Genomic DNA, 24,512 nt, shown 5'->3' on the forward strand with positions numbered 1-24,512 from the left:
GCAGGCTCACTCCTACATTGGAACGCGATCACTTGTAGGAGTGAGCCTGCTCGCGATGAGGCCCGAGCAGACAACACTGAATCCAATGGTTGTTCCCGGAGAACAGACATGACTGACACGCCAATGTCCCCCACCGAATTCGAAGCGGCCCTGCGTGCCAAAGGCACCTACTACCACATCTACCACCCCTACCACGTGGCGATGTATGAAGGTCGCGCCACCCGCGAACAGATTCAGGGCTGGGTCGCCAACCGCTTCTACTATCAGGTGAACATCCCCCTGAAAGACGCGGCAATTCTCGCCAATTGCCCGGATCGCGAGATCCGTCGCGAGTGGATTCAACGCCTGCTCGATCACGACGGCGCCCCCGGTGAAGACGGTGGTATCGAAGCCTGGCTGCGCCTCGGTCAAGCGGTCGGCCTCGACCCGGATCAACTGCGCTCCCAGGAACTGGTGCTGCCCGGCGTGCGTTTCGCCGTCGATGCCTACGTCAACTTCGCCCGCCGGGCCAGTTGGCAGGAAGCCGCCAGCAGTTCGTTGACCGAACTGTTCGCGCCACAGATCCACCAGTCGCGCCTCGACAGTTGGCCGCAGCATTACCCGTGGATCGATCCGGCCGGTTACGAGTACTTCCGTACCCGCCTCGGGCAGGCCCGGCGCGATGTCGAGCACGGGCTGGCGATCACGCTCGAACACTACAAGACCCGCGAAGGCCAGGAGCGCATGCTGGAAATTCTCCAGTTCAAACTGGACATTCTTTGGAGCATGCTCGATGCCATGAGCATGGCTTACGAACTGAACCGCCCGCCGTATCACAGTGTCACCGAGCAACGGGTCTGGCACAAAGGAATCACCCTATGAGTTTCGATCGCAGCAAGATCCCGACCTGGCGTCCCGGCTACCGCTTCCAGTACGAACCGGCGCAGAAAGGCCACGTGCTGCTCTACCCCGAGGGCATGATCAAGCTCAACGACAGCGCCGCGCTGATCGGGGGTTTGATCGACGGTGAGCGCGATGTCACGGCGATCATCGCCAGACTCGATGAGCAGTTCCCCGGCGTGCCCGAGCTCGGTGACGATATCGAGCAATTCATGGAGGTTGCCCGTGCGCAGCACTGGATCACCCTTGACTGATCTGCCGCCCAAGCCTGAAGTCGGCCTGCCGCTGTGGCTGCTCGCCGAGCTGACCTACCGCTGCCCGCTGCAATGCCCGTACTGCTCCAATCCGCTGGATTTCGCCGAGCAGGGCAAAGAGCTGAGTACCGAGCAGTGGATCAAGGTCTTCCGCGAAGCGCGGGAGATGGGCGCGGCGCAACTGGGCTTTTCCGGCGGCGAGCCTTTGGTGCGGCAGGATCTCGCCGAACTGATTCATGAGGCGCGGCAGTTGGGTTTCTACACCAACCTGATCACCTCCGGCATCGGCTTGACCGAGCAGAAAATCAGCGACTTCAAGAAGGCTGGGCTCGATCACATCCAGATCAGCTTCCAGGCCAGTGACGAGCAAGTGAACAACCTGCTCGCCGGCTCGAAAAAGGCTTTCGCACAGAAGCTGGAAATGGCCCGGGCGGTGAAGGCCCACGGCTATCCGATGGTGCTGAACTTCGTCACCCATCGGCACAACATCGACAAGATCGACCGCATCATCGAGCTGTGCATCGCGCTTGAGGCCGACTTCGTCGAACTCGCCACCTGCCAGTTCTACGGCTGGGCGCAGCTCAACCGGGTCGGCCTGTTGCCGACCCAGGAACAACTGGTGCGCGCCGAACGCATCACCAACCAATACCGCGCCAAACTGGAGGCCGAAGGGCATCCGTGCAAGCTGATTTTCGTCACCCCGGACTACTACGAAGAACGCCCGAAAGCCTGCATGAACGGCTGGGGCAGCATCTTTCTAACCGTCACCCCGGACGGCACCGCCCTGCCCTGCCACGGTGCCCGGCAGATGCCGGTTCAGTTTCCCAATGTGCGCGATCACAGCATGCAGCACATCTGGTACGACTCGTTCGGCTTCAATCGCTTTCGCGGTTACGACTGGATGCCCGAGCCGTGCCGCTCCTGCGACGAGAAAGAAAAGGACTTCGGCGGCTGCCGCTGCCAGGCGTTCATGCTCACGGGTGACGCGAGCAATGCCGACCCGGTGTGCAGCAAATCCGAACATCACGGCGTAATCCTCAAGGCCCGCGAAGAAGCCGAGCACGCCACCCAGACCATCGAACAACTGGCCTTTCGCAATGAACGAAACTCACGCCTCATCGCCAAGGGCTGAACCTTTCAGCGCCTCGCAAGCCGTCGCCGCCGGAATGGATTTCGCCGAACTGCAACTCGGCACCCACGGTTTGTTCTGGAATGAATATCGCCCGGAGGATGCCGCGTGCCGGATCTGGCATTGGCGCGACGGCGTGGCGAAATGTCTGACGCCTGCGGGTTTCAGCGTGCGTAGCCGGGTGTACGAATATGGCGGTGGCGCGTTTTGTCTGACGCCTGAGGGGGTGGTTTTCGTCAATGAGGCAGACCAGCAGCTGTATCGGCAGACACTGGAGGGCGTGCCTGAGGCGCTGACGTCAGGCGAGTGTCGTTATGGCGATCTGCATTTCGCTTTCGGCCAGGTTCTGGCGGTTGAGGAACAGCAAGATCAACATCGGCTGGTAGCCATTGATCTGGCTGACGGCATGCGGCATTTGCTGGCAGAAGGCGCGGACTTTTACGCTGCGCCGATCATCAGCCCGGACGGTTCGCGACTGGCGTGGATCGAGTGGAGCCGACCACATCAGCCGTGGACGTCTACGCGACTGATGGTGGCCGAGCATATGGCTGAGGGTGGTTTTTCCGCACCCCGCTGCGTCGCCGGTGACGACCTTGAAGAGTCGATCCAGCAACCGCGATTCGACGCCGAAAATCGCCTGTATTGCCTGACCGATCGCGGTGGATTCTGGCAGCCATGGGCTGAAACCTCCGACGGCTTGAGGCCATTGCCAGCGGCGCAGGCCGATCATGCCCCGGCGCCGTGGCAACTGGGTGGCTGCACCTGGCTGCCTGTCGAGAGTTCGTTTTTGGCGAGCTGGAGCGAAGGTGGTTTTGGTCGCCTGATGCTCGGCGACGAAGACTTCACTGGCGACTACAGCCGCTTCCGGCATCTGGCGCTGGATCAGCAGTTCATCTACTGCATCGCCGCCTCGCCGATCAGCCCTTCAGCGGTGATCGCCATTGATCGCGCTACTCGCGAAGTCAACGTGCTGGCCGGTGGCGTGGCGCCCTTGCCTGCCGATCGCATCAGCCGTCCGCAAACCCTGCGTTATCCAAGTGGCTCGGGTGAGGCCCACGGTTTCTTCTATCCGGCAATGAACGACGAATCCAGGCCACCGCTGGTGGTGTTCATCCACGGCGGCCCGACCTCAGCCTGCTACCCGATGCTCGACCCGCGCATCCAGTACTGGACGCAACGCGGTTTCGCCGTCGCCGACCTCAACTATCGCGGCAGCAGCGGTTATGGCCGCGAGTATCGCCAGGCTTTGCATCTGAGCTGGGGGGAAGTGGATGTCGAGGACGCCTGCGCGGTGGTGGCGTATCTGGCGGAACAAGGCTTGATCGACGGCGAGCGCGCCTTCATCCGCGGTGGCAGTGCCGGGGGTTACACAACGTTGTGCGCGTTGGCGTTCCAGCAGGTGTTCCGTGCGGGCGCCAGTTTGTACGGCGTCAGCGACCCCGTGGCACTGGCCCGGGCGACGCACAAGTTCGAAGGTGATTATCTGGACTGGCTGATCGGCGATCCCGTACAGGACGCCGACCGCTACGCCGCCCGCACGCCATTGCTGCACGCGAGCAACATTCGTGTGCCGGTGATTTTCTTTCAGGGCGAACTGGACGCCGTCGTCGTGCCGCAACAGACCCGCGACATGGTCATGGCACTGGAGCGCAATGGCATCGCGGTCGAGGCGCATTACTACGCTGAAGAGCGCCATGGCTTTCGCCGGGCGGTGAATCAGGCGCATGCGCTGGAGCAGGAGTGGACGTTTTATCGGCGGGTGATGGGGTTGGCGGACTGAGTACCGCGCTTCTTTCAAATTAGCGTCGACCCATTCGCGAGCAGGCTCGCTCCCACAATGGATCTGTGGTGTTCACAAATCCCCAGTGGGAGCGAGCCTGCTCGCGAAAGCTATCTACTGGGCGCCGCTGAACTCAGCGCTTGGCGATGATGTACACCGCATGCACGATCCCCGGAATGTAGCCACACAGCGTCAGCAGAATGTTCAGCCAGAACGCCCCGCCGAACCCGACCTGCAGAAACACACCCAGTGGCGGCAACAGAATGGCGATGATGATGCGAATGAAGTCCATGGGGCAGCTCCTGATTGGGGGGTTGGCTCACTTGAGCCATACAAGCTAATCGACCCGTGCCGTTCGTCAGGGTTCAGTGCAAACGCCATTTGATCGCCATCATCGAGCACAAAAAAACGCCCCACGCCAAAAGAATCAGGCGTGAGGCGTGCGTTATACCGCGAGACGGTTCTTGAAATCGGGTAGGAAACTTCAGCTCAGACGGCAATCCCTTTGCGACATTGCAATTGCGCGGTACGCACCCGCGAGAAGGCACGGGTCAGGCGCAGGAGCATTTCGTCGATGTTGGCCTTGCTGACGGTGAGTGCCGGAGTGAAACGCAGGCAGTTGGCTTGCGGGGCGTTGAGCAACAGGCCTTCATGCAGGGCGGCATTGACCACAGCATCAGCGCAATCCTCTGACAGGCTCAGTCCCCAGAACAGCCCTTGCCCACGCAACTCGCCTTGGCCGTAACGGTGTGCCAGTCGAGCGAGGCCTTCGCGCAGGTACTGGCCGTGGTCGTTGACTTGCTGCAGAAACGCCCGGTCCTGCACGCTGTCGAGCACCACCAGACCGGCCGCTGTCATCAGTGCGTTGCCGTGATGAGTACCGCCCAACTCGCCCACCTCGAAGCAGCAAGCCTGGCCCCGGGCCAGCAGCGCCGCCAGCGGCACGCCACCACCAAGCCCTTTGCCGAGCACGACGATATCGGCGCGTACGCCGTAGGACTGTTCGGCGAGCAAGGTACCGCAGCGACCGATGCCGGTCTGGACTTCATCGAGAATCAGCAGAATGCCCAGTTCGCGGCACAGCCGCTCAACGCCTTTGAGGTAATGCTCGGTGCCCGCAATCACCCCGGCATCGCTCTGGATCGGTTCGAGCATGATCGCCACGGTTTGCGCATCGACAGCCGCATGCAGCGCCGGCAAGTCGTTGAACGGCACCAGATCGAAACCCGGCAGCAACGGAGCGAAACGGTTGTGCAGGTTGCAACTGTCCGACGCCGAAATCGTCGCCAGACTGCGACCGTGGCAGCCTTGCTTCGCCACGATGATCCGTGACGCGCCGCCACGATGCAGCTGGCCCCATTTACGCGCCAGTTTGATCGCCGCTTCACAGGCCTCACTGCCGCTGTTGAGCAAGTAGGCCTGATCGCTTGAGGTGCTGGCACACAGGCGCTCGGCGAGGCTGAGCATGCCGCGATTGTGCAGATTGAAACCGGGATTGATCAGCGCCTGAGCCTGACCGGCAATCGCTTTGACCAGCGCCGATGGGCTGTGCCCCAGACTGTTGGCGCCGCCGGCCTGAGAGAAGTCGAGGTAGGCGCGATCATTGCTGTCCCACAGCCAGGAACCCTGGCCGCGAACAAACACCTGCTGTGGTCGTTCAACGCTGGGCATCAGCCGTTCGGCATTCAGACTTTCGCCGGCATCGCGTGGGTTGGCCTCGAACGCGAGGTCATCAAGACTCGGCGTCTGGCGCCGCAAACTGAACAGATTCATTGAAAAAAACCTCGCGTGAGGTTTTTTGAACTGCCTATGCAAACACTGTCGAAGCAAACGCTATTCATCGCGCTTTATGGCCCTGTAAGCCTTGTGATTGCGGTTAGACTAGGCTCAGCGAGGGCTTCGGGCCATTTCGATTTACCAGCATTTTCGATAAGAATTACTTATGGATTTTAAACAACTGCGTTATTTCGTCGCGGTCTACGAAGAAGGCCATGTCGGCCGAGCCGCCGAGCGCCTGTCGATCTCGCAACCGGCGCTGTCGCAGCAGATTCGCCAACTCGAACAAAACCTCGACGTCACCCTGTTCGAACGCAGCAGCAAACGCCTGCTGCCGACCCTCGCCGCGCACACCTTGTACAACCACGCCCTGCCACTGCTCGATGGTTTGCAACGGGCACGAGAGGCGCTGGGCAACTTCAAGGGCCAGGCATTACGCACCCTGGCGATTGGCGTGCTGCAAACCGTGCACACCAGCCTCGTACCGCAAATGCTCGAGCGGGTGCGCAAGGCGCAGCCGCATCTGGTGGTGCAGATTTATGAGCTGAGTGGGCTGGAAATCGAACGTCGCTTGCTCAACGGCTCGCTGGACATTGGCATCAGCTACCTGCCACCGCGACAGCCCGGGCTGCATGGCGTGATGCTCTACGAAGATGAGCTGACGCTGGTGATCCCGGCAGATCATCCGTTGCGTGAGTTCAAGAAGGTTTCGATCCGTCAGGCGGCCGAGCTGCCGATGTTGCTGCTGGGCGAAGAGTTCCAGATTCGGCAGATCTGGCAGGCTCAGCTGACCAGCCTGGGACGGCGCCCGCAAGTTCAGGCCGAGCTGAACAATATGCTGGGGATTCTCGACAGCCTGCCGCACACCAAACTGGCGACGGTACTTCCCGGACGTTCGCAGAAGGAGTACGACGATGAGGATCTGCTGTGGAAGCCACTGAGCGAACCACGGGTGCCGCTGAAGGTCGGTCTGGTGTGTCGCGACGTACAACGCCAGCAGGCGCCTTTGGCGCTGCTACGGACATTGTTGGAGGAAGTGATGGAACGTGAAGTGAAACCGGCGCTGGATCCCCTAGCCTGAACACTTTTCTTCAGGCAAAAGAAAACCCCGCCGAAGCGGGGCTTTGCAGACTGTTTCCCTGACATCCATTTCACTCCGCCACCCTGGCAGAATCCTACGTGTCCATGTTGTTGCTTTGCGCTTCCTGCGCGACGTCCATGAGTTGTAGATTAGCTGTGGATCCAATCTACGCCTATGGGAGAACAGCAGCACGTCACGTAAGAGAATGCTTACATGACGTTACATCATCAGAACTGCTCAGCGTTCAGCAGGAACAGCGATTCACTGCCAGCCTTCACCGATGCGCTCAACGAGTGGATGCGCGGCAGCAGACGGGCGAAATAGAACCGCGCGGTGCCCAGCTTGCTGGCGTAGAAATCGTCCTGCGCTTCCTTGCCCAGCGAGGCTTTGGCCATCAGTGCCCACATGTAGGCGTAGGAAACGTAGCCAAACGCTTGCAGATATTCGACCGAGGCAGCGCCGATTTCGTTCGGATTGGTTTTCGCCCGATCCAGCAGCCATGCCGTCAGCTCGTCGAGGGTGCTGACGGCATCGTTCAGCGGCTTGGTGAATTCGCTCAGGTCAGCGCTGGCAGTTGCGGTGAAGTGGCGGATCTCGTCAGCGAACAGCTTGTAGAACACACCGCCGCTGCCAACGATCTTTCGCCCGACCAGGTCCAGCGCCTGAATGCCGTTGGTGCCTTCGTAGATCTGGGTGATGCGCACGTCACGCACCAGTTGCTCCTGGCCCCACTCGCGGATGTAGCCGTGGCCGCCGAAAATCTGCTGGCCGTGAACGGTGGTCTCCAGACCGAGGTCGGTGAGGAATGCCTTGGCCACTGGCGTCAGCAGCGCCACCAGATCTTCCGCACGTTTGCGGGTGGTGGCGTCTTCGCTGAACTTGGCGGTATCGAGCTGCATCGCCACGTAGGTGGAGAATGCGCGGCCACCTTCGTTCGAGGCTTTCATGGTCAGCAGCATGCGACGCACGTCCGGGTGGACGATGATCGGGTCAGCGACCTTGTCCTTGTTCTGCGCGCCGGTCGGCGAACGGCTCTGCAGACGATCACGGGCATATTCGACGGCGTTCTGATAAGAACGCTCGCCGCTGGCCAGGCCTTGAATGCCGACGCCCAGACGCTCGTAGTTCATCATGGTGAACATCGCGTTCAGGCCCTTGTTCGGCTCACCGACCAGATACCCCACGGCTTCGTCGAAGTTCATCACGCAGGTGGCAGACGCCTGAATGCCCATCTTGTGTTCGATCGAACCGCAGTTCGCCGGGTTGCGCGCGCCCAGGCTGCCATCGGCATTGACCATGAACTTCGGCACCAGGAACAGCGAAATGCCTTTCGGGCCGGCGGGTGCGTCCGGCAGTTTCGCCAGCACCAGGTGAATGATGTTTTCGGTCAGGTCGTGCTCACCACCGGTGATGAAGATCTTGGTGCCGCTGACCTTGTAGGACCCGTCGGCCTGAGGTTCGGCCTTGGTGCGGATGATGCCCAGGTCGGTGCCGGCGTGCGGCTCGGTCAGGCACATGGAACCGGCCCAGATCCCGGCGTACATGTTCGGCAGGTACGCCGCTTTCAGCTCTTCGCTGGCGTGGGCGTTGATCGACAGGCAGGCGCCGGCGGTCAGCATCGGGTACAGACCGAACGACAAACTGGCGGAGTTGACCATCTCTTCGACCTGCGCCGAAACGGCCTTGGGCATGCCCATGCCGCCGTAGGCCGGATCGCCACCGACACCGACCCAGCCGCCTTCAGCGTAAGTCTGATAAGCCTGTGGGAAACCGGCCGGCGTGGTGACGGCACCGTCCTTCCAGTGGCAGCCTTCTTCGTCGGCAGCCCGGCTCAGCGGCGCAATGCTTTTGCTGGTGACCTTGCCGGCCTCTTCGAGAATGGCTTCTACGGTTTGGGCATCGACGGTCTCGGCCAATGCCGGCAGTTCGGCCCAGAGTTTGGCGACCTCGAATACTTCATTGAGGACGAAGCGCATATCGCGCAGCGGCGCTTTGTAGTCAGCCATGGCAAACCTCGCAAGATCTAAACAGGTGATTCGTGGAAGAGTGTTTTCGTTGAGGCCGAGTGTACCTCAACAACTTTTGCGACACATAGGGTCAGGCAGTGACTGATTTGTTATTTTTAGTCACCAGTAATTCAACCAAAAACAAAGCCCGCGATCAGCGGGCTTTTTATTGTAGAGAGGCGCGTTGAGCAGAGCGCAATTCAGCCTGCCGCAGCGTCCATGCGTACCGCACCGCGACGGTTCTGCCCGAACGCCATGACGCAGTTACGCCCGGCCCCCTTGGCGCTGTACAACGCCTGGTCGGCGGACTTCAGAACTTCTTCCGGCGTGCGCTGCTCCACGCGCTCAGCGACGCCGATACTGACCGTGACCGACACACTTGAAGCACCAGTGCCACCACGGCGCTGACGTCCTTGCAGGTCATCCTGCGGACGGTTTTCCTGATTGCGCAGCTGAATGTTGTAGGAGGCAATCGACTCGCGAATGACTTCCAGGTGCGGCATGCACTCCTCGAGGGTTTTGCCTGCAAACACCAGGGCGAATTCCTCACCGCCATAGCGATACGCCCTACCGCCACCGCTGATTTTCGACAGTTTGCTGGCGACCAGTCGAAGTACCTGGTCACCGACATCATGGCCGTGGGTGTCGTTGAATTTCTTGAAGTGATCGACGTCGCTCATCGCCAGCACATAGTTGCGGCCCAGCCGCTGCATACGCTCATTGAGCGCACGACGCCCCGGCAGACCGGTGAGTTCATCGCGGAAGGCCATTTGGTAGGCCTCATGCGCCACAGCAGCGGCAATCATCAGCATCACCTGGCTGCACATGATGTTCAGGGTGAACGGCAGAATGAAGGTTTTCGGCAGCATCCAGAACACCCCGAGCAAGCCGACCAATTGCGCCGCATGCAGCGGACGCGGGTTGCGCCAGTATTGCCAGGCCAGCAACAGGAACGCCGAGAGGAACACCGGATAGGACATCTGGATCAGGCTCATCCACGCACCGTGCAGCGCTGGCCAGCGAATCTCCGAAAGCCACATCAACAGCGCCTGGGGATAGCTCTGCTCAAGGCCGAGGGCGACGCTGCCAAAGGCCAACAACACGGCGAAGCGCGCGACCATGTCCTGAAACAGATGGGTGCGCTCCTGCCACGCGGCGAACAGGCCGAACAGCAACGGCAGCAGCAGGCAGACCAGGTGGAACACCACGGCGGCGTCTTCGCGCACTTTGCCGTTGTCGCGATAATAGTCGGTCTGAGTGTCGAGCAGAAAGTAGGCGATGTACACCGTGAGCATCAGAAACAGTTCACGCTGACGTCGGTAAACCGCACAGTAAGCGCCGCCCAACAGCAGCACCAGAGTCGGCAGCACGTTGAACAGTGACGTGAAGAACACGTTGAGGTCTTTGACGTACGCAGCCGCCAACCCCGCGAGCAACAACAGCAGTGAAGGTAGGAAATGACTGAAACGTACAGCGGAAGAACGCGGCAAGGGTAAAGCTCCGACCCGTCATATCAAAGAGATGGCATTGTGCCTGCAATGTGGCCAGTTAAGCACACACAATGTGATCCAGATCACATGCAGTCTCTTTAACGGCAGAAAACCCGGGTTTCTGAGCGATTCAGAAACAAAAAAACCGCTGCCCCGGGAGGAGCAGCGGTTTCGTCAGACCGCGTTAAGGCTTAGTAGCCCAGTGCGAAATCTTCTTCTTTCATGTCCATCAGGTTGTTCGCGCCCGACAGCATGGTGGCCACGTGGGTACGGGTGCGTGGCAGGATGCGCTGGAAGTAGAAACGCGCGGTTTGCAGCTTGGCGGTGTAGAACGCTGCGTCGCCGGTGCCTTCTGCCAGTTTCTCGGCTGCCAGACGTGCCATGTCGGCCCAGAAATAGGCCAGGCAGGCGTAACCGGAGTACATCAGGTAGTCCACAGAGGCCGCGCCGACTTCTTCGCGATCTTTCATGGCCGCCATACCGACCTTCATGGTCAGCTCGCCCCACTCCTTGTTCAGTGCAGCCAGCGGTGCAACGAATTCTTTGACGGCTTCGTTGCCTTCGTTGTTCTGGCAGAACTTGTGGACGATCTTGGTGAAGCCTTTCAGAGCCTCACCTTGAGTCATCAGCACTTTACGGCCCAGCAAGTCGAGAGCCTGGATACCGGTGGTGCCTTCGTACAGCATCGAAATGCGGCTGTCGCGAACGTTCTGCTCCATGCCCCACTCGGCGATGAAGCCGTGGCCGCCGTAGATCTGCACGCCGTGGTTGGCGGATTCGAAACCGACTTCGGTCATGAATGCCTTGGCGATTGGGGTCATGAACGCCAGCAGTGCGTCGGCCTTCTTCTTTTCTTCTTCATCGACGCCGTATTTGACGATGTCGACCTGCTTGGCAGTGAAGTACACCATCGCGCGGTTGCCTTCGGCGAATGCCTTCATGGTCAACAGCATGCGGCGCACGTCAGGGTGCACGATGATTGGGTCAGCAGCTTTGTCCGGCGCTTTCGGGCCAGTCAGGGAGCGCATTTGCAGACGGTCGCGAGCGTATTTCAGGCCGCCCTGGAAGCCGATTTCGGCGTGGGCCAGACCTTGCAGCGCGGTACCCAGACGTGCGGTGTTCATAAAGGTGAACATGCAGTTCAGGCCTTTGTTCGCCGGGCCGATCAGGAAACCGGTGGCACCGTCGAAGTTCATCACGCAAGTGGCGTTGCCGTGGATGCCCATCTTGTGTTCCAGCGAACCACAGCTCACTGCGTTGCGTGCACCGAGAGTGCCATCAGCATTCGGCAGGAACTTTGGAACGATAAACAGGGAAATGCCTTTGGTGCCAGCCGGCGCGTCCGGCAGGCGGGCCAGTACGATGTGGACGATGTTGTCGGCCATGTCGTGTTCGCCGGCCGAGATGAAGATCTTGGTGCCGGAAACCTTGTAGGAACCGTCGGCCTGAGGCTCGGCCTTGGTGCGCAGCATGCCCAGGTCGGTGCCGCAGTGCGGTTCGGTCAGACACATGGTGCCGGTCCACTCGCCGGAAACCAGTTTGGTCAGGTAAGCGTCTTGCTGCTCTGGGGTACCGTGCTCGGAGATGGTGTTCATCGCGCCGTGCGACAGGCCTGGGTACATGCCCCACGACCAGTTGGCTTCGCCAACCATTTCGCTGACGGCCAGACCCAGCGACTCCGGCAGGCCTTGACCGCCGTGCTCGACGTCGTGCGCCAGGCTTGGCCAGCCGCCTTCGACGAATTGCTTGTACGCCTCTTTGAAGCCAGTCGGGGTTTTCACGCCGGACTCGCTCCAGGTGCAGCCTTCGAGGTCGCCCACACGGTTCAGCGGTGCCAGTACCTGCTCACAAAACTTGGCGCCTTCTTCGAGAATGGCGTCAACCATGTCCGGCGTTGCGTCGGCGCAAGCCGGAAGGCTCTGATAATGCGCTTCGTAGCCGAGCAGTTCGTCACGAACGAAGCGAATATCACGCAAGGGGGCCTTGTAGTCAGGCATAGCGATAAACCTCTGCTGATGTAACCGGGAATGAACGACCGTGTTGATTTGTTGTGACGGTCAAACAGTTGTTTGAAACATACGTTTACGCCGAAACCTTGTCAAGCGTCGATCTTTTGCCGTTCGTCATCACTGCTTTCAAACACCGGACACAGCAAACCGCCATGGACGGTGAAGCGTCATGGGCGATAAAAAAGATTAGTTGAGGGAGAAGGACTTACAACGAAAAACGCCGCGACAAGACGCGGCGTTCGGCAAACACTGATTGAGAAAAATCAGGCAAATGTATCGATGATCGTCCCAAGCATTTCATCGGAAGCCTTGGCGACTTTGGTGCCCAGCTCGACTTGGAACTTGCCTTGGGCCATCTCGGCCATGGCGCTGCCCGGATCCATTTGCTGGCTGCGATCAATGCCGCGCAGACGATCGACCTGTGCCTCGGAAGACTGGCTGGTGACCGAACGCTCGATGGTGTTGTTGGCAATCTGGCTGGCGGCCTGATCGACGCGGTTCTGCCCGGTCTGAATGGTGCTCAAACCCGCATAAAAAGCTGTGTTACCGGAGATTTCCATGGGAGTTCTCATCCTTGGGAAGGATCAATGGGTGCCATTGAAGCAGAGGCGCCAGAAAAACACCCGTCAAAAATACTGATGGCACAGTGCCTCGTCATAGCCAAAAACATTAGTCGAGCAGATCGAGTTGCAAGTGATCAGCCACCGCCTCAGCGCTAAGCGACTTCAATTTCGGCACGCGCCCCAGGCACGGCGCCGGTAGCCGTTCAGCCAGCGTCGCCAGATTCTCTTCCAGCCGCGAAGTCTTCGGATCAATGATGTTGGCCACCCACCCGGCCAGTTGCAGACCATCGCGCGCGATCGCCTCAGCCGTCAGCAAGGCGTGACTGATGCACCCCAGCCGAACACCTACCACCAGAATCACTGGCAGCTTCAAGGCAATGGCCAGGTCCGATAGATTGGCCTGATCCGCCAACGGCACCCGCCAGCCACCCGCACCTTCGATGAGGGTGAAATCGGCATTCAGCGCCAGAATCTCGCGCATCGGCGCCAGCAACGATTGCACCGTCAGCGCCACGCCCGCCTCCCGCGCCGCCAGATGCGGGGCGATCGCAGGTTCGAACGCCACCGGATTGACCTGTTGATAAGTCAGCGGCACCGAACATTCGGCCAGCAGCGCCAGTGCATCGGCATTGCGCAGTCCCTTGGGCGTCACTTCGCAGCCCGAAGCCACCGGTTTACCCGCCGCCGTACTCAGCCCCGCCGACCGCGCCGCATGCAGCAAGCCGGCAGCCACGGTGGTCTTGCCGACATCGGTGTCCGTTCCGGTGATGAAATAGGCTGCGCTCATAAGGGTTTCTCCAACACGGCGTAAACCACCTGATAGGTCGCCGGCAATCCTTGTGCCTGACGGTACTGCTCATATGCTTCGACCAGACCGAGAATCCGCGCCCGCCCGGTCAAGCCACCCGGACGACCAGGGTTCAGATTGTGCGCACCCAGCGCCTTGAGCTCATGCGTCAGGCTGCGCACATCCGGGTAATGCAGTACGTGCGCCTGATTCTGCAGACTCACCGTGTGTAAACCACTGGCCATGCACAACTGTTGATAACGGGTGAACTCGCGGAAGCGGTTGACGTGCACCAAGCCATCGACCTGACGCCAACTGTCGCGCAATTCGTACAACGTCCCTACACAAAGACTAGCAAACGCAAAAATCCCGCCGGGTTTCAGCACGCGAAAAGCCTCACTGAGCACCGACTCGAAGTCCGCACACCACTGCACCGCGAGGCTGGAGAAAAGCAGATCACACGTCGCATCCCGCAGCGGCAGACGTTCGGCATCACCGGCGATGAAATGCTGCGCACCGCCCAAGGGACGCGCGTGCGCGAGCATGCCTTCGGCGATGTCCAGCGCCAGCCCCTGCCCCTGAGTAAAGCGCTCGGCCAATGCGCGAGTGAAATACCCGGTGCCGCAGCCCAGATCCAGCCAGCGCGATGGCACAAAACCCGATGGCAAGCGCTGCAGCAACTGCGAACCGACATCACGCTGCAACTCGGCAACACTGTCATAGCTTGCCGCTGCACGGGAAAAAGAGGCCGCGACCTGGCGCTTGTCGGGCAAGCCGCCGGGCAGCGCAACAAGAGACAAATCAGTCATCACCGCACTCATGTAAAAAAGCCTGGATCGCACCCGCCACACCATGGGGGTCTTCCAGAAGAAACGCATGACTGGCCTGTTCAATCAGACCAATCTCGATATCCGGCAGCAGTGCAAACAACTCACCTGCTGCCTCTGCTGGCACCAATCCGTCCTGCCCGGCGAACAGGTGCAATTGCGGGCCGCGAAACGCCTGCAACGCGCCACGGGTGTCCAGTTGCGCCAGCAATTCCAGCCCGGCCATCAATGCCGTTGGCGCCGCGTTTGGCGCACCGCCGAGCATCAGTCGCGACAAACCGCGCGGGTCTTGCGCGCCTTGGGCACACAGCAGCGAGAAACGTTTGAGGGTGGTTTTGGGATCGGCCGTGCAGCCAGCGAGAAACGCATCGAACGTCTCCCCCGGCATCGCACTCGGCCATTGCTCGTGGGCAACGAAGGACGGATTGCTCGCCAGCGTCAGCAGGCCGCAGCAACGCTCGCCACGCCGTGCTGCCAATTCAGAAGCAAGCATGCCGCCCAACGACCAGCCGCCCAGCCACACATCCTGAGGAATACGCTCATCGAGTTCGTCGAGCCAATCCTGCAGATCGCCGGAGTCCAGTTCCGGCAACGGCTCGATCTCGACATGCAGATGCTCGTCGAGTCCCTGCAACGCCGCTGCCAAAGGCTCCAGCGGTGAAACCCCGAGGCCCCAGCCGGGCAGCAGAATCAGGCGATTACGCATGGCTTGGCTCCGGCGGCAGTTGGGCAAAGCAATCGGCCAGTCCCTCTAACAATAGCTGCACCTGCGCCTCGCTGTGGGCGGCGGTCAGGGTCACGCGAAGACGTGCGCTGCCAGCGGGCACGGTGGGCGGGCGGATCGCGGTGACCATCAATCCGCGTTCGCGCAGCATCTGCGACAGGCGCACGGCGCGACCGGCGTCGCCGATCAGGATGGGCTGGATCGGAGTAAAGCTGTCCATCAGTTGTAGACCGAGCTGCTCCGCACCGTGGCGGAACTGACGGATCAGCGTCTGCAAATGTTCGCGACGCCAGTGTTCCGTGCGCAGCAACTCCAGACTTTTCAACGTCGCGCAGGCCAGCGCCGGTGGCTGGCTGGTGGTGTAGATGTACGGCCGGGCGAACTGGATCAGGCTTTCGATCAGCTCTTCGCTGCCAGCGACAAATGCGCCTGCGGTGCCGAACGCCTTGCCGAGGGTGCCGACCAGCACCGGCACATCGTCCTGACTCAAACCGAAATGCTCGACGATTCCGCCGCCATGGGCGCCCAGCGGACCGAAGCCATGGGCATCGTCGACCATCAACCACGCGCCCCTGGCCTTGGCCTCCCGCGCCAGCGCCGGCAGATCGGCTATGTCGCCGTCCATGCTGAACACTCCGTCGGTGACCACCAGCGTGTTGCCGGTGGCTTTCTCCAAACGCTTGGCCAGACTGTCGGCGTCATTGTGCAGATAACGATTGAAACGCGCGCCGGACAACAGGCCTGCATCGAGCAGCGAGGCATGGTTGAGCCGGTCTTCAAGCACGGTATCGCCCTGCCCGACCAGCGCCGTGACCGCGCCGAGGTTGGCCATGTAACCGGTGGTGAACAACAGCGCTCGCGGCCGGCCCGTGAGATCGGCCAATGCTTCTTCGAGTGCGTGGTGTGGACCGCTGTGGCCGACCACCAGATGCGACGCCCCGCCACCGACGCCCCAGCGCTCGGCACCGGCGCGCCAGGCTTCGATCACCTGCGGGTGATTGGCCAGGCCCAGGTAGTCGTTGTTGCAGAACGCCAGCAACGGCTGACCGTCGACCACCACTTCAGGCCCCTGCGGGGACTCGAGCAAGGGGCGCTGGCGATAGAGATTTTCGGCACGGCGGGCAGCAAGGCGTGCGGCGAGATCGAAAGACATGCAGGCCTCGACTTTTTTAATGACACACATCCTATGTAGGAGTGAGCCTGCTCGCGATGGCGGTGTATCAGCCGACATAAATGGTGAATGTCAGGCCGCTATCGCGAGCAGGCTCACTCCTACAGGGGTTTTGCATTTCAAGCTTTGTTCAGACGGCGGCGTTATAGAACTGCTCGCCGCTCTTCTGCTCCACCAGCGCCTGCTCGATCGCGGCCTGATGCACTTCATCGGAATGCTCTTCGCGCGCTTCCGGCTGAATGCCCAGACGGGCGAACAGTTGCATGTCCTTGTCGGCCTGCGGGTTGGCGGTGGTCAGCAGTTTGTCGCCGTAGAAAATCGAGTTGGCACCGGCGAAGAACGCCAGCGCCTGCATCTGCTCGTTCATCGCTTCGCGGCCGGCAGACAGGCGCACGTGGGATTGCGGCATGAGGATGCGCGCTACCGCGAGCATGCGGATGAAGTCGAACGGGTCGACGTCATCAGCGTTCTCCAACGGAGTGCCGGCGACTTTCACCAGCATGTTGATCGGAACCGACTCCGGATGCTCCGGCAGGTTGGCCAGTTGAATCAACAGATTGGCGCGGTCATCGAGCGACTCGCCCATGCCGAGGATGCCACCGGAGCAGATCTTCATCCCCGACTCACGCACGTAGGCCAGGGTCTGCAGGCGCTCGCTGTAGGTGCGGGTGGTGATGATGCTGCCGTAGAACTCGGGCGAGGTGTCGAGGTTGTGGTTGTAGTAATCCAGGCCGGCCTCGGCCAGCGCTGCAGTCTGCTCCTGGTCGAGACGGCCGAGGGTCATGCAGGTTTCCAGGCCCATGGCCTTGACGCCTTCAACCATCTTCAGCACATACGGCATGTCTTTGGCCGACGGGTGTTTCCACGCAGCCCCCATGCAGAAACGCGTGGAGCCGATGGCTTTGGCGCGGGCAGCCTCTTCGAGGACCTTCTGCACTTCCATCAGTTTTTCTTTTTCCAGGCCGGTGTTGTAGTGACCGGACTGCGGACAGTACTTGCAGTCTTCCGGGCAGGCACCGGTCTTGATCGACAGCAGGGTCGAAACCTGCACGCGGTTGGCGTTGAAATGCGCGCGGTGCACCGTCTGCGCCTGGAACAGCAAGTCGTTGAATGGCTGTACGAAGAGGGCTTTGACTTCGGCTAAAGACCAGTCGTGACGCAGGGTGGCAGAGGTGCTGGCGCTCATGGGCAGTTCCTTGGTTATGCTTGGCTGGCGGCTGCGGGAATGGAATACCCACAGGCGCGACACGGATGTTCGGCATATTTAAGGAAGAGCCATGCGCTGTCAACCACGACACGAACAACAGGTTTACATCTGTTTAAAAAACGCACAGACCTGCTTGCTGTGTGATGAGCCCGCAGAAGCAGAAATGCCAATCTGCGTCGCCTGCGAAACCGAATTGCCCTGGCTCGGCGACCACTGCCAGAGCTGCGCGCTGCCGCTGCCCGACACAGGCCTGACTTGCGGCGAGTGCCTGCTAGAGCCTCCGGCCTTCGAGCAGGTCATTGCACCGTGGCGTTATGACTTCCCGGTGGACAGTCTGATTACGCGTTTTAAACACAACGCAAAATGGCCGTTTGGTCACCTGCTCGCCGACGTTGCCGGACAATACCTGCAACATCGCTTCGATGAGGGACTGCCACGCCCCGACGTGTTGTTGCCCGTGCCGTTGTCGAACAAGCGCTTGCGTCAACGAGGCTTCAATCAAGCGGCGATGCTGGCGCGATGGTTGAGCAAACAGCTTGAGCTGCCTTTTGAGGAACATGTTCTACGGCGGATACATGACACCAGCGCTCAGCAGGACCTCGACGCCAAGGCGCGCAAGCGCAACTTGCGTAACGCCTTCGCTATGGCGCCCGATGCGGATGTGAACGGTCGGCATATCGCGTTGATCGATGATGTACTGACCACCGGCGCCACGGCCCAGGCTCTGGCGCGACTGCTGAGGGATGCAGGGGCGGCGAGAATTGATGTGTATTGCCTGGCCCGCACACCGAAACCCGGAAGCTGAAATCGGCACCCCCCTTGTAGGAGTTAGCCTGCTCGCGATGGCGCCTTCACTGTCAACATAGATGCCGACTGATCCACCGCTATCGCGAGCAGGCTCACTCCTACAAGGGAACTGTGTTTGGCTTGACTGATGCGCCGCAAGCGGCCAACTTCACTCCTCACCGCCACCGTTAAAAAGCGCCCACTTCATGTCCCTGCCCTCCCTGTTGTCCCAGCACATCGTCCGCCGTCCGCAGCGCATTGCTTTGCTGCAACACATTGCCGAGCAGGGCTCGATCACCCGCGCCGCGAAAAGCGCCGGGCTGAGTTACAAGGCGGCCTGGGATGCGATCGATGAGCTGAACAACCTGGCGCAGAAACCACTGGTGGAGCGCGCGGTTGGCGGCAAGGGTGGCGGTGGCGCCAAGCTGTCCAGCGAAGGCGAACGGGTGTTGCGTCTGTATCAAAAGCTGCAAGCCTTGCAGGCGCAGGTCCTGGAGGCCGCCGAAGACGCCAGCGACCTCGATCTGCTCGGTCGGCTGATGCTGCGCACCAGCGCCCGCAACCAGTTGCACGGCAAGGTCGTGGCCATCGAAGGCGCGGGACGCAATGACCTGATCCGCCTCGAACTGGCCGAAGGCCTGTGCATCGATGCGCAGATCACCCACGACAGCACCGTGCACCTGGAGCTGCAACCGGGCACCGAAGTAGTGGCACTGATCAAGGCCGGTTGGCTTGAGTTGCTGGCGGCGGATCAAGCAGCAACATCTGGACACAATCTTCTGAGCGGCATCATCGAAGCCATTCTCGATGCCGAGGACGGCCCCAGCGAAGTGCGCATCGCCCTGCCCAACGGCCAGACGCTGTGCGCTCTGGCAGAGCCGCTGCAGCTTCGCACTCGCGGGCTGAATATCCAGCAACCGGTCCAGGTGCAGTTCTCGCCGTCCAATGTGCTGATCGGCGCACCGCTATAACGGACGTTCTGCAACAAAAGCTTCATCGCCCCCCATTAAGGTTGCTGCCAAAACCAAGCAGGGAGCCTGATGTGAGCCTATTAGAAGAAAACCAATCCACTGATCTGGAAAAGATGGTCGGCCTCAGCCGTCGCGGTTTCATCAGCGCCGGCGCGCTGTGCGGCGCCGCCATGTTCCTCGGCGGCAACCTGCTCAGCCGCAGCGCGCTGGCCTCAAGCATCAGCGCCGGCAACAGCCGCCTGCTCGGTTTCGAGAGCATTGCCGCCGCGACCACCGACGTCATCAGCCTGCCGAAGGGCTACAAGTCCTCGGTACTGATCAGTTGGGGCCAACCGCTGCACAAGAACGGTCCGGCCTTCGACCCGAGCGGCAATGGCACCGCCGCCGCACAGGAAGTGCAGTTCGGTGACAACAACGACGGCATGAGCCTGTTCGCCTTCCCCGACGACCGAAACCGCGCGTTGATGGCGATCAACAACGAATACACCAACTACCGCTACCTCTACCCGCACGGCGGCATGCCGCAATCGGCCGAAGACGTGCGCAAGGCGTTGGCCTGCGAAGGCGTGTCGGTGATCGAAGTGCAGCGCAAGAATGGCCAGTGGCAGTTCGTCCAGGGCTCGCGTTACAACCGCCGGATTCACGGCAACTCGCCGCTGCGCATCAGCGGCCCGGCCGCCGGCCACGACCTGATGAAAACGGCCGCCGACAAACACGGCAAGAAAGTCCTCGGTACCTTCCAGAACTGCGCCAATGGCAAGACGCCGTGGGGCACCTACCTGACCTGCGAAGAGAACTTCACCGACGGCTTCGGCAGCAGCAACGCCCAGCAACAGTTCGACCCGGCGCAGAAGCGCTACGGCGTGTCGGCCGCCAGCCGCGAGATCAACTGGCACCCGTTCGACCCGCGTTTCGACATGGCCAAGAACCCCAACGAACTCAACCGTCACGGCTGGGTGGTCGAGATCGATCCGTTCGATCCGCAATCGACCCCGGTCAAGCGCACCGCGCTGGGCCGCTTCAAACATGAAAACGCCGCGCTGGCCGAGACCGATGATGGTCGCGCCGTGGTGTACATGGGCGACGACGAGCGTGGCGAGTTCATCTACAAATTCGTCAGCCGCGACCGCATCAACCATCGCAACCCGAAAGCCAACCGCGACATCCTCGACCACGGCACCCTGTACGTGGCGAAGTTCGATAACGGCGACAGCAACCCCGATCATCCGAAAGGCCAGGGCCAGTGGATCGAACTGACCCACGGCAAGAACGGCATCGACGCCAGCAGCGGTTTCGCCGATCAGGCCGAAGTGCTGATCCACGCGCGCCTTGCCGCCAGTGTGGTCGGCGCCACGCGCATGGATCGCCCGGAGTGGATCGTGGTCAGTCCGAAGGACGGCCAGGTTTATTGCACCCTGACCAACAACGCCAAACGCGGCGAAGACGGGCAACCGGTGGGCGGGCCGAATCCGCGCGCGAAGAACGTCTACGGGCAGATCCTGCGCTGGCGCACCGAGCGCGACGATCACGCGTCGAAGACCTTCGCCTGGGACCTGTTCGTGGTCGCCGGAAATCCGGGTGTACATGCCGGCACGCCGAAGGGTGGCTCGTCGAACATCACTGCGCAAAACATGTTCAACAGCCCGGACGGTCTAGGTTTCGACAAGGCCGGACGCCTGTGGATTCTCACCGACGGTGATTCGAGCAACGCCGGGGACTTTGCCGGAATGGGCAACAACCAGATGCTCTGCGCTGACCCCAAGACTGGTGAAATTCGTCGATTCATGGTCGGGCCGATTGGCTGTGAAGTCACCGGGATCAGCTTCTCGCCGGATCAGAAAACCCTGTTTGTCGGGATTCAGCATCCGGGCGAAAACGGTGGCTCCACCTTCCCTGAGCATCTGCCGAACGGCAAGCCGCGGTCTTCGGTGATGGCGATCACCCGTGAAGACGGCGGAATAGTCGGCGCCTGATTGGCCCTCATCGCGAGCAGGCTCACTCCTACAGTTGGAACGCGTTTCCTTGTAGGAGTGAGCCTGCTCGCGATGGCGTCAGCACAGACACCAACCAACTCTCCCACTGCCATCTGCGCTACCATGCTGGGCCGGACGCGGCAGCCTGCCGCGCGCAGGAGTCAGCATGGCCCACCCGTTTGAAACCCTCACACCCGATCTCGTACTCGATGCCGTCGAAAGCATCGGCTTCCTGAGTGATGCGCGCATTCTGGCGCTCAACAGCTACGAAAACCGTGTCTATCAGGTCGGCATCGAAGACTCCGAACCGCTGATCGCCAAGTTCTACCGCCCGCAGCGCTGGACCAACGAGGCCATCCTCGAAGAGCACCAATTCACCTTCGAGCTGGCCGACGTCGAGATTCCCGTGGTGGCGCCGCTGATCCACAACGGCCAGACCCTGCACGAACACGCCGGTTTCCGTTTCACCCTGTTTCCGCGTCGCGGCGGCCGTGCGCCGGAGCCGGGCAATCTCGATCAGCTGTATCGCCTGGGCCAGTTGCTCGGCCGCATCCACGCAGTCGGCGCGACCAAGCCGTTCGAACACCGTGAAGCGCTCGCCGTGCAGAACTTCGGTCACGCCTCGCTGAACACCTTGCTCGAAGGCAACTTCATTCCCAAAAGCCTGCTGCCGGCCTATGAGTCCGTCGCCCGCGATCTGCTTAAGCGCGTGGAAGACGCCTACGCCAATACCCCGCATCAGAACATCCGCATGCACGGCGACTGCCACCCCGGCAACATGATGTGCCGCGACGAGATGTTCCACATCGTCGACCTCGACGACTGCCGTATGGGCCCGGCGGTGCAGGACATCTGGATGATGCTGGCGGGCGACCGTCAGGAGTGCCTCGGGCAACTGTCGGAACTGATGGACGGCTACAACGAATTCCACGACTTCGACCCGCGCGAGCTGGCACTGATCGAACCGCTGCGCGCCCTCCGGCTGATGCACTACAGCGCCTGGCTGGCCCGGCGCTGGGACGATCCGGCGTTCCCGCACAGCTTTCCGTGGTTTGGTACCGAACGTTATTGGGGTGATCAGGTGCTGGCGTTGCGCGAACAGCTGTCAGCGCTAAACGAAGAGCCACTGAAACTTTTCTGATTACCCGCAAATCCATGTGGGAGGGGGCTTGCTCCCGAAGACGGACTGACATTCAACATAAATGTTGGCTGACACACCGCCTTCGGGAGCAAGCCCCCTCCCACAATTTTGTCCCGTGCTCACAATTTCAGAACTCATTGGCCAACAAATCTCCTTACAATCCCTGCTTTGTCAGCTGTCTAAGCAAGGATTCTGCATGCAAGCCGCCAACCCGCGTCGCGGGTACATTCTGGGCCTGAGTGCCTACATCATCTGGGGCCTGTTCCCGATCTACTTCAAAGCCATCGCCGAAGTCCCGGCTGTCGAGATCATCATCCATCGGGTGTTGTGGTCGGCGCTGTTCGGCGCCTTGCTGCTGATGGTGTGGAAGCATCCCGGCTGGTTGCGCGAGTTGCTCGACAATCCCAAGCGCCTGGCGATCCTGGCACTTAGCGGCACCTTGATTGCGGCGAACTGGCTGACCTATGTGTGGTCGGTGAACAACGGGCGCATGCTCGAAGCGAGCCTCGGCTACTACATCAACCCGCTGGTCAACGTGCTGTTGGGGATGTTGATTCTCGGCGAGCGTTTGCGGCGCATGCAGTGGGTCGCGGTGGGGCTGGCAGCCGTCGGTGTGGCGCAGCAGGTGTGGCAGGTCGGCAGTCTGCCGTGGGTGTCGCTGGTGCTGGCGCTGACCTTTGGTTTCTACGGGCTGATCCGTAAACAGGCACCGGTCAAAGCGTTGCCGGGGCTGGTGGTGGAAACCTGGATGCTGGTGCCGATCGCCGTGGCCTGGCTGTTGTTCAACCAGACAGCCACCAGTGCCCAACCCGAATTCTGGACCACCTCGCAAGCCTGGTGGCTGGTGGCGGCCGGCCCGGTGACGCTGGTGCCACTGGTATGCTTCAACGCTGCGACCCGACACTTGCCCTACACCACCATCGGCTTCCTGCAATACCTGGCGCCGACCTTGGTGCTGCTGCAGGCAGTGTTGCTGTTCGGCGAGCATTTGTCGTCGAGCACCCTGATCGCGTTCATCTTCATCTGGGCCGGTCTGGCGGTTTATAGCATCGATGCAGTGATCAGTTTGCGTCGGCGCAGCTGATCAAAAAACGCACAAAGCTTTGCAAGCCACGGTTCTCGTGGCCTGCAACATTCCTTCCCAAGGTTATCCACAGCGTGATCCCCGCCGTTTGTGCGCAAGTCACTGAATGCTGGCGGTTTTTTGATCAGTTCCAGGAAAGCCCCGACCAGCATGGCGTTGCGCCCGGTCTCTACAGGTTATCCACAGGCAGGTGCACGTTAAATCTGGATAACCCGGGCGCCGGTTAAACGTCTGTGCGTAACACCAGTTCGACCATCAGATCATCGGCCAGGGTTTCCAGGCGCGACTGCAACACGTCCAGCGACAGGGTCAGCGGCACCGCGAGAATCGCTTCGGCGTGGAACAACGGCTCGCTGCTCATCGGCGCCGGCCGCACATCGGTCACCAGCCGTTCGAGGTTCACCCCCTGCTCGCTGAGCAGGCGGGTGATGTCGCGCACGATCCCCGGGCGATCATTGCCCACCAGTTCCATGGCGATCGGTTTCCAGGTGCAGGATTGCTCGATGCCGCTTTCGGCAATCAACACGCGAATACCCTGCGCCGACAGTGCTTGTAAGGAATCGACTAATTCGTCGTAAGCCTCCGCCGGTACACCCACCCGCAGAATCCCGGCGAACTGCCCGGCCATCCGTGACATGCGGCTTTCCAGCCAGTTGCCACCGTGCTCGGCGATGCATTGGGCAATGCGCTCGACCTGCCCGGGCTTGTCCGGGGCAAAGACAGTGAGTACGAGATGGTCCATGGCGCAGCCCTCTTGTCATGACTTTTGTTATAGAAAGGCAAGTATAGGCAAGGGGTTTGATTCAGCCCGGGCAGCATTTTTTGCGGATGACCTGTGTCTGGGTTTTGGAAGCAACCTGTGGCGAGGGGATTT

The 24,512-nt window shown here is 60.9% G+C and carries 22 protein-coding genes; 10 read left to right on the forward strand and 12 right to left on the reverse strand.

Features of this window, described 5'->3' with window-relative positions:
- Positions 1-108 precede the first annotated feature (108 nt).
- The 4 genes from pqqC to QMK55_RS10665 are packed head-to-tail and all read left to right on the forward strand — an operon-like array spanning position 109 to position 4,042.
- Positions 109-861 carry a pyrroloquinoline-quinone synthase PqqC gene (pqqC, locus tag QMK55_RS10650; RefSeq protein ID WP_320329138.1) on the forward strand — a complete coding sequence of 251 codons (753 nt, stop codon included), beginning with the start codon at positions 109-111 and terminating at the stop codon, positions 859-861.
- The gene (gene pqqD, locus QMK55_RS10655) at positions 858-1,133 is read left to right on the forward strand and encodes a pyrroloquinoline quinone biosynthesis peptide chaperone PqqD (protein ID WP_102356247.1); all 276 of its coding nucleotides are present in this window, start codon (positions 858-860) and stop codon (positions 1,131-1,133) included. Before pqqC ends, pqqD begins: the two co-directional genes overlap by 4 nt.
- Positions 1,126-2,265 carry a pyrroloquinoline quinone biosynthesis protein PqqE gene (pqqE, locus tag QMK55_RS10660; RefSeq protein WP_371859063.1) on the forward strand — a complete coding sequence of 380 codons (1,140 nt, stop codon included), beginning with the start codon at positions 1,126-1,128 and terminating at the stop codon, positions 2,263-2,265. Before pqqD ends, pqqE begins: the two co-directional genes overlap by 8 nt.
- A complete protein-coding gene (locus QMK55_RS10665; protein ID WP_320329139.1) occupies positions 2,231-4,042 on the forward strand; it encodes a S9 family peptidase in 1,812 nt (603 codons plus the stop codon). Before pqqE ends, QMK55_RS10665 begins: the two co-directional genes overlap by 35 nt.
- A gap of 133 nt (positions 4,043-4,175) precedes the next feature.
- Here the strand turns inward: QMK55_RS10665 and QMK55_RS10670 are convergent, their stop codons facing one another.
- Positions 4,176-4,334, reverse strand: a complete 159-nt coding sequence (locus QMK55_RS10670; protein WP_003228885.1) for a YqaE/Pmp3 family membrane protein — start codon at positions 4,332-4,334, stop codon at positions 4,176-4,178.
- Positions 4,335-4,531: 197 nt separating this feature from the next.
- Positions 4,532-5,815: an aspartate aminotransferase family protein gene (locus QMK55_RS10675; protein WP_320329140.1), complete on the reverse strand. Its 1,284-nt coding sequence runs from the start codon at positions 5,813-5,815 to the stop codon at positions 4,532-4,534.
- A 169-nt stretch (positions 5,816-5,984) separates the two neighbouring features.
- Between QMK55_RS10675 and QMK55_RS10680 the strand changes: the two genes are divergently transcribed.
- The gene (locus QMK55_RS10680; RefSeq protein WP_320329141.1) at positions 5,985-6,899 is read left to right on the forward strand and encodes a LysR family transcriptional regulator; all 915 of its coding nucleotides are present in this window, start codon (positions 5,985-5,987) and stop codon (positions 6,897-6,899) included.
- 227 nt (positions 6,900-7,126) lie between these two features.
- Here QMK55_RS10680 and QMK55_RS10685 read toward each other — a convergent pair whose 3' ends face one another.
- From QMK55_RS10685 to bioB, 9 genes are all read right to left on the reverse strand, one after another.
- On the reverse strand, positions 7,127-8,905 hold the full coding sequence (locus tag QMK55_RS10685) for an acyl-CoA dehydrogenase C-terminal domain-containing protein (protein ID WP_320329142.1): 1,779 nt from the start codon (positions 8,903-8,905) through the stop codon (positions 7,127-7,129).
- A 200-nt stretch (positions 8,906-9,105) separates the two neighbouring features.
- Positions 9,106-10,395: a GGDEF domain-containing protein gene (locus QMK55_RS10690; protein ID WP_102356253.1), complete on the reverse strand. Its 1,290-nt coding sequence runs from the start codon at positions 10,393-10,395 to the stop codon at positions 9,106-9,108.
- A 191-nt stretch (positions 10,396-10,586) separates the two neighbouring features.
- On the reverse strand, positions 10,587-12,392 hold the full coding sequence (locus QMK55_RS10695) for a phenylacyl-CoA dehydrogenase (protein WP_025108590.1): 1,806 nt from the start codon (positions 12,390-12,392) through the stop codon (positions 10,587-10,589).
- A gap of 275 nt (positions 12,393-12,667) precedes the next feature.
- Positions 12,668-12,964, reverse strand: coding sequence for a hypothetical protein (locus tag QMK55_RS10700; RefSeq protein WP_003228898.1), 297 nt, complete (start codon positions 12,962-12,964; stop codon positions 12,668-12,670).
- Between the two features lie 109 nt (positions 12,965-13,073).
- Positions 13,074-13,754: a dethiobiotin synthase gene (gene bioD / locus QMK55_RS10705; RefSeq protein ID WP_102356254.1), complete on the reverse strand. Its 681-nt coding sequence runs from the start codon at positions 13,752-13,754 to the stop codon at positions 13,074-13,076.
- Positions 13,751-14,563, reverse strand: coding sequence for a malonyl-ACP O-methyltransferase BioC (gene bioC / locus QMK55_RS10710; protein ID WP_102356255.1), 813 nt, complete (start codon positions 14,561-14,563; stop codon positions 13,751-13,753). Before bioC ends, bioD begins: the two co-directional genes overlap by 4 nt.
- Positions 14,556-15,287 carry an alpha/beta fold hydrolase gene (locus QMK55_RS10715; protein ID WP_102356256.1) on the reverse strand — a complete coding sequence of 244 codons (732 nt, stop codon included), beginning with the start codon at positions 15,285-15,287 and terminating at the stop codon, positions 14,556-14,558. Before QMK55_RS10715 ends, bioC begins: the two co-directional genes overlap by 8 nt.
- Positions 15,280-16,458, reverse strand: coding sequence for an 8-amino-7-oxononanoate synthase (gene bioF, locus QMK55_RS10720; protein ID WP_102356257.1), 1,179 nt, complete (start codon positions 16,456-16,458; stop codon positions 15,280-15,282). The genes QMK55_RS10715 and bioF overlap by 8 nt, the downstream gene beginning before the upstream one ends.
- Before the next feature lie 148 nt (positions 16,459-16,606).
- Positions 16,607-17,662, reverse strand: a complete 1,056-nt coding sequence (bioB, locus tag QMK55_RS10725; protein ID WP_320329143.1) for a biotin synthase BioB — start codon at positions 17,660-17,662, stop codon at positions 16,607-16,609.
- Positions 17,663-17,753: 91 nt separating this feature from the next.
- Between bioB and QMK55_RS10730 the strand changes: the two genes are divergently transcribed.
- The 5 genes from QMK55_RS10730 to rarD all read left to right on the forward strand — a co-directional run bounded on the left by QMK55_RS10730 (position 17,754) and on the right by rarD (position 23,638).
- Positions 17,754-18,488, forward strand: a complete 735-nt coding sequence (locus QMK55_RS10730) for a ComF family protein (RefSeq protein WP_320329144.1) — start codon at positions 17,754-17,756, stop codon at positions 18,486-18,488.
- 187 nt (positions 18,489-18,675) lie between these two features.
- Positions 18,676-19,440 (forward strand): TOBE domain-containing protein, encoded by a 765-nt coding sequence (locus QMK55_RS10735; RefSeq protein ID WP_102356260.1) that lies wholly within the window; start codon positions 18,676-18,678, stop codon positions 19,438-19,440.
- A 71-nt stretch (positions 19,441-19,511) separates the two neighbouring features.
- Positions 19,512-21,413 (forward strand): PhoX family phosphatase, encoded by a 1,902-nt coding sequence (locus QMK55_RS10740; RefSeq protein WP_320329145.1) that lies wholly within the window; start codon positions 19,512-19,514, stop codon positions 21,411-21,413.
- A 166-nt stretch (positions 21,414-21,579) separates the two neighbouring features.
- Entirely contained in the window at positions 21,580-22,554 is a 975-nt protein-coding gene (locus tag QMK55_RS10745) for a serine/threonine protein kinase (protein WP_025108581.1), read from the forward strand.
- Between the two features lie 196 nt (positions 22,555-22,750).
- Positions 22,751-23,638: an EamA family transporter RarD gene (gene rarD, locus QMK55_RS10750; RefSeq protein WP_102356263.1), complete on the forward strand. Its 888-nt coding sequence runs from the start codon at positions 22,751-22,753 to the stop codon at positions 23,636-23,638.
- Positions 23,639-23,861: 223 nt separating this feature from the next.
- On the opposite strand, the gene QMK55_RS10755 is transcribed toward rarD, so the two are convergent.
- A complete protein-coding gene (locus QMK55_RS10755; protein ID WP_320329146.1) occupies positions 23,862-24,380 on the reverse strand; it encodes a glycine cleavage system protein R in 519 nt (172 codons plus the stop codon).
- Between the last annotated feature and the right edge of the window lie 132 nt (positions 24,381-24,512).

Source organism: Pseudomonas sp. P8_229, assembly GCF_034008635.1.
Classification (GTDB): Bacteria; Pseudomonadota; Gammaproteobacteria; order Pseudomonadales; family Pseudomonadaceae; genus Aquipseudomonas.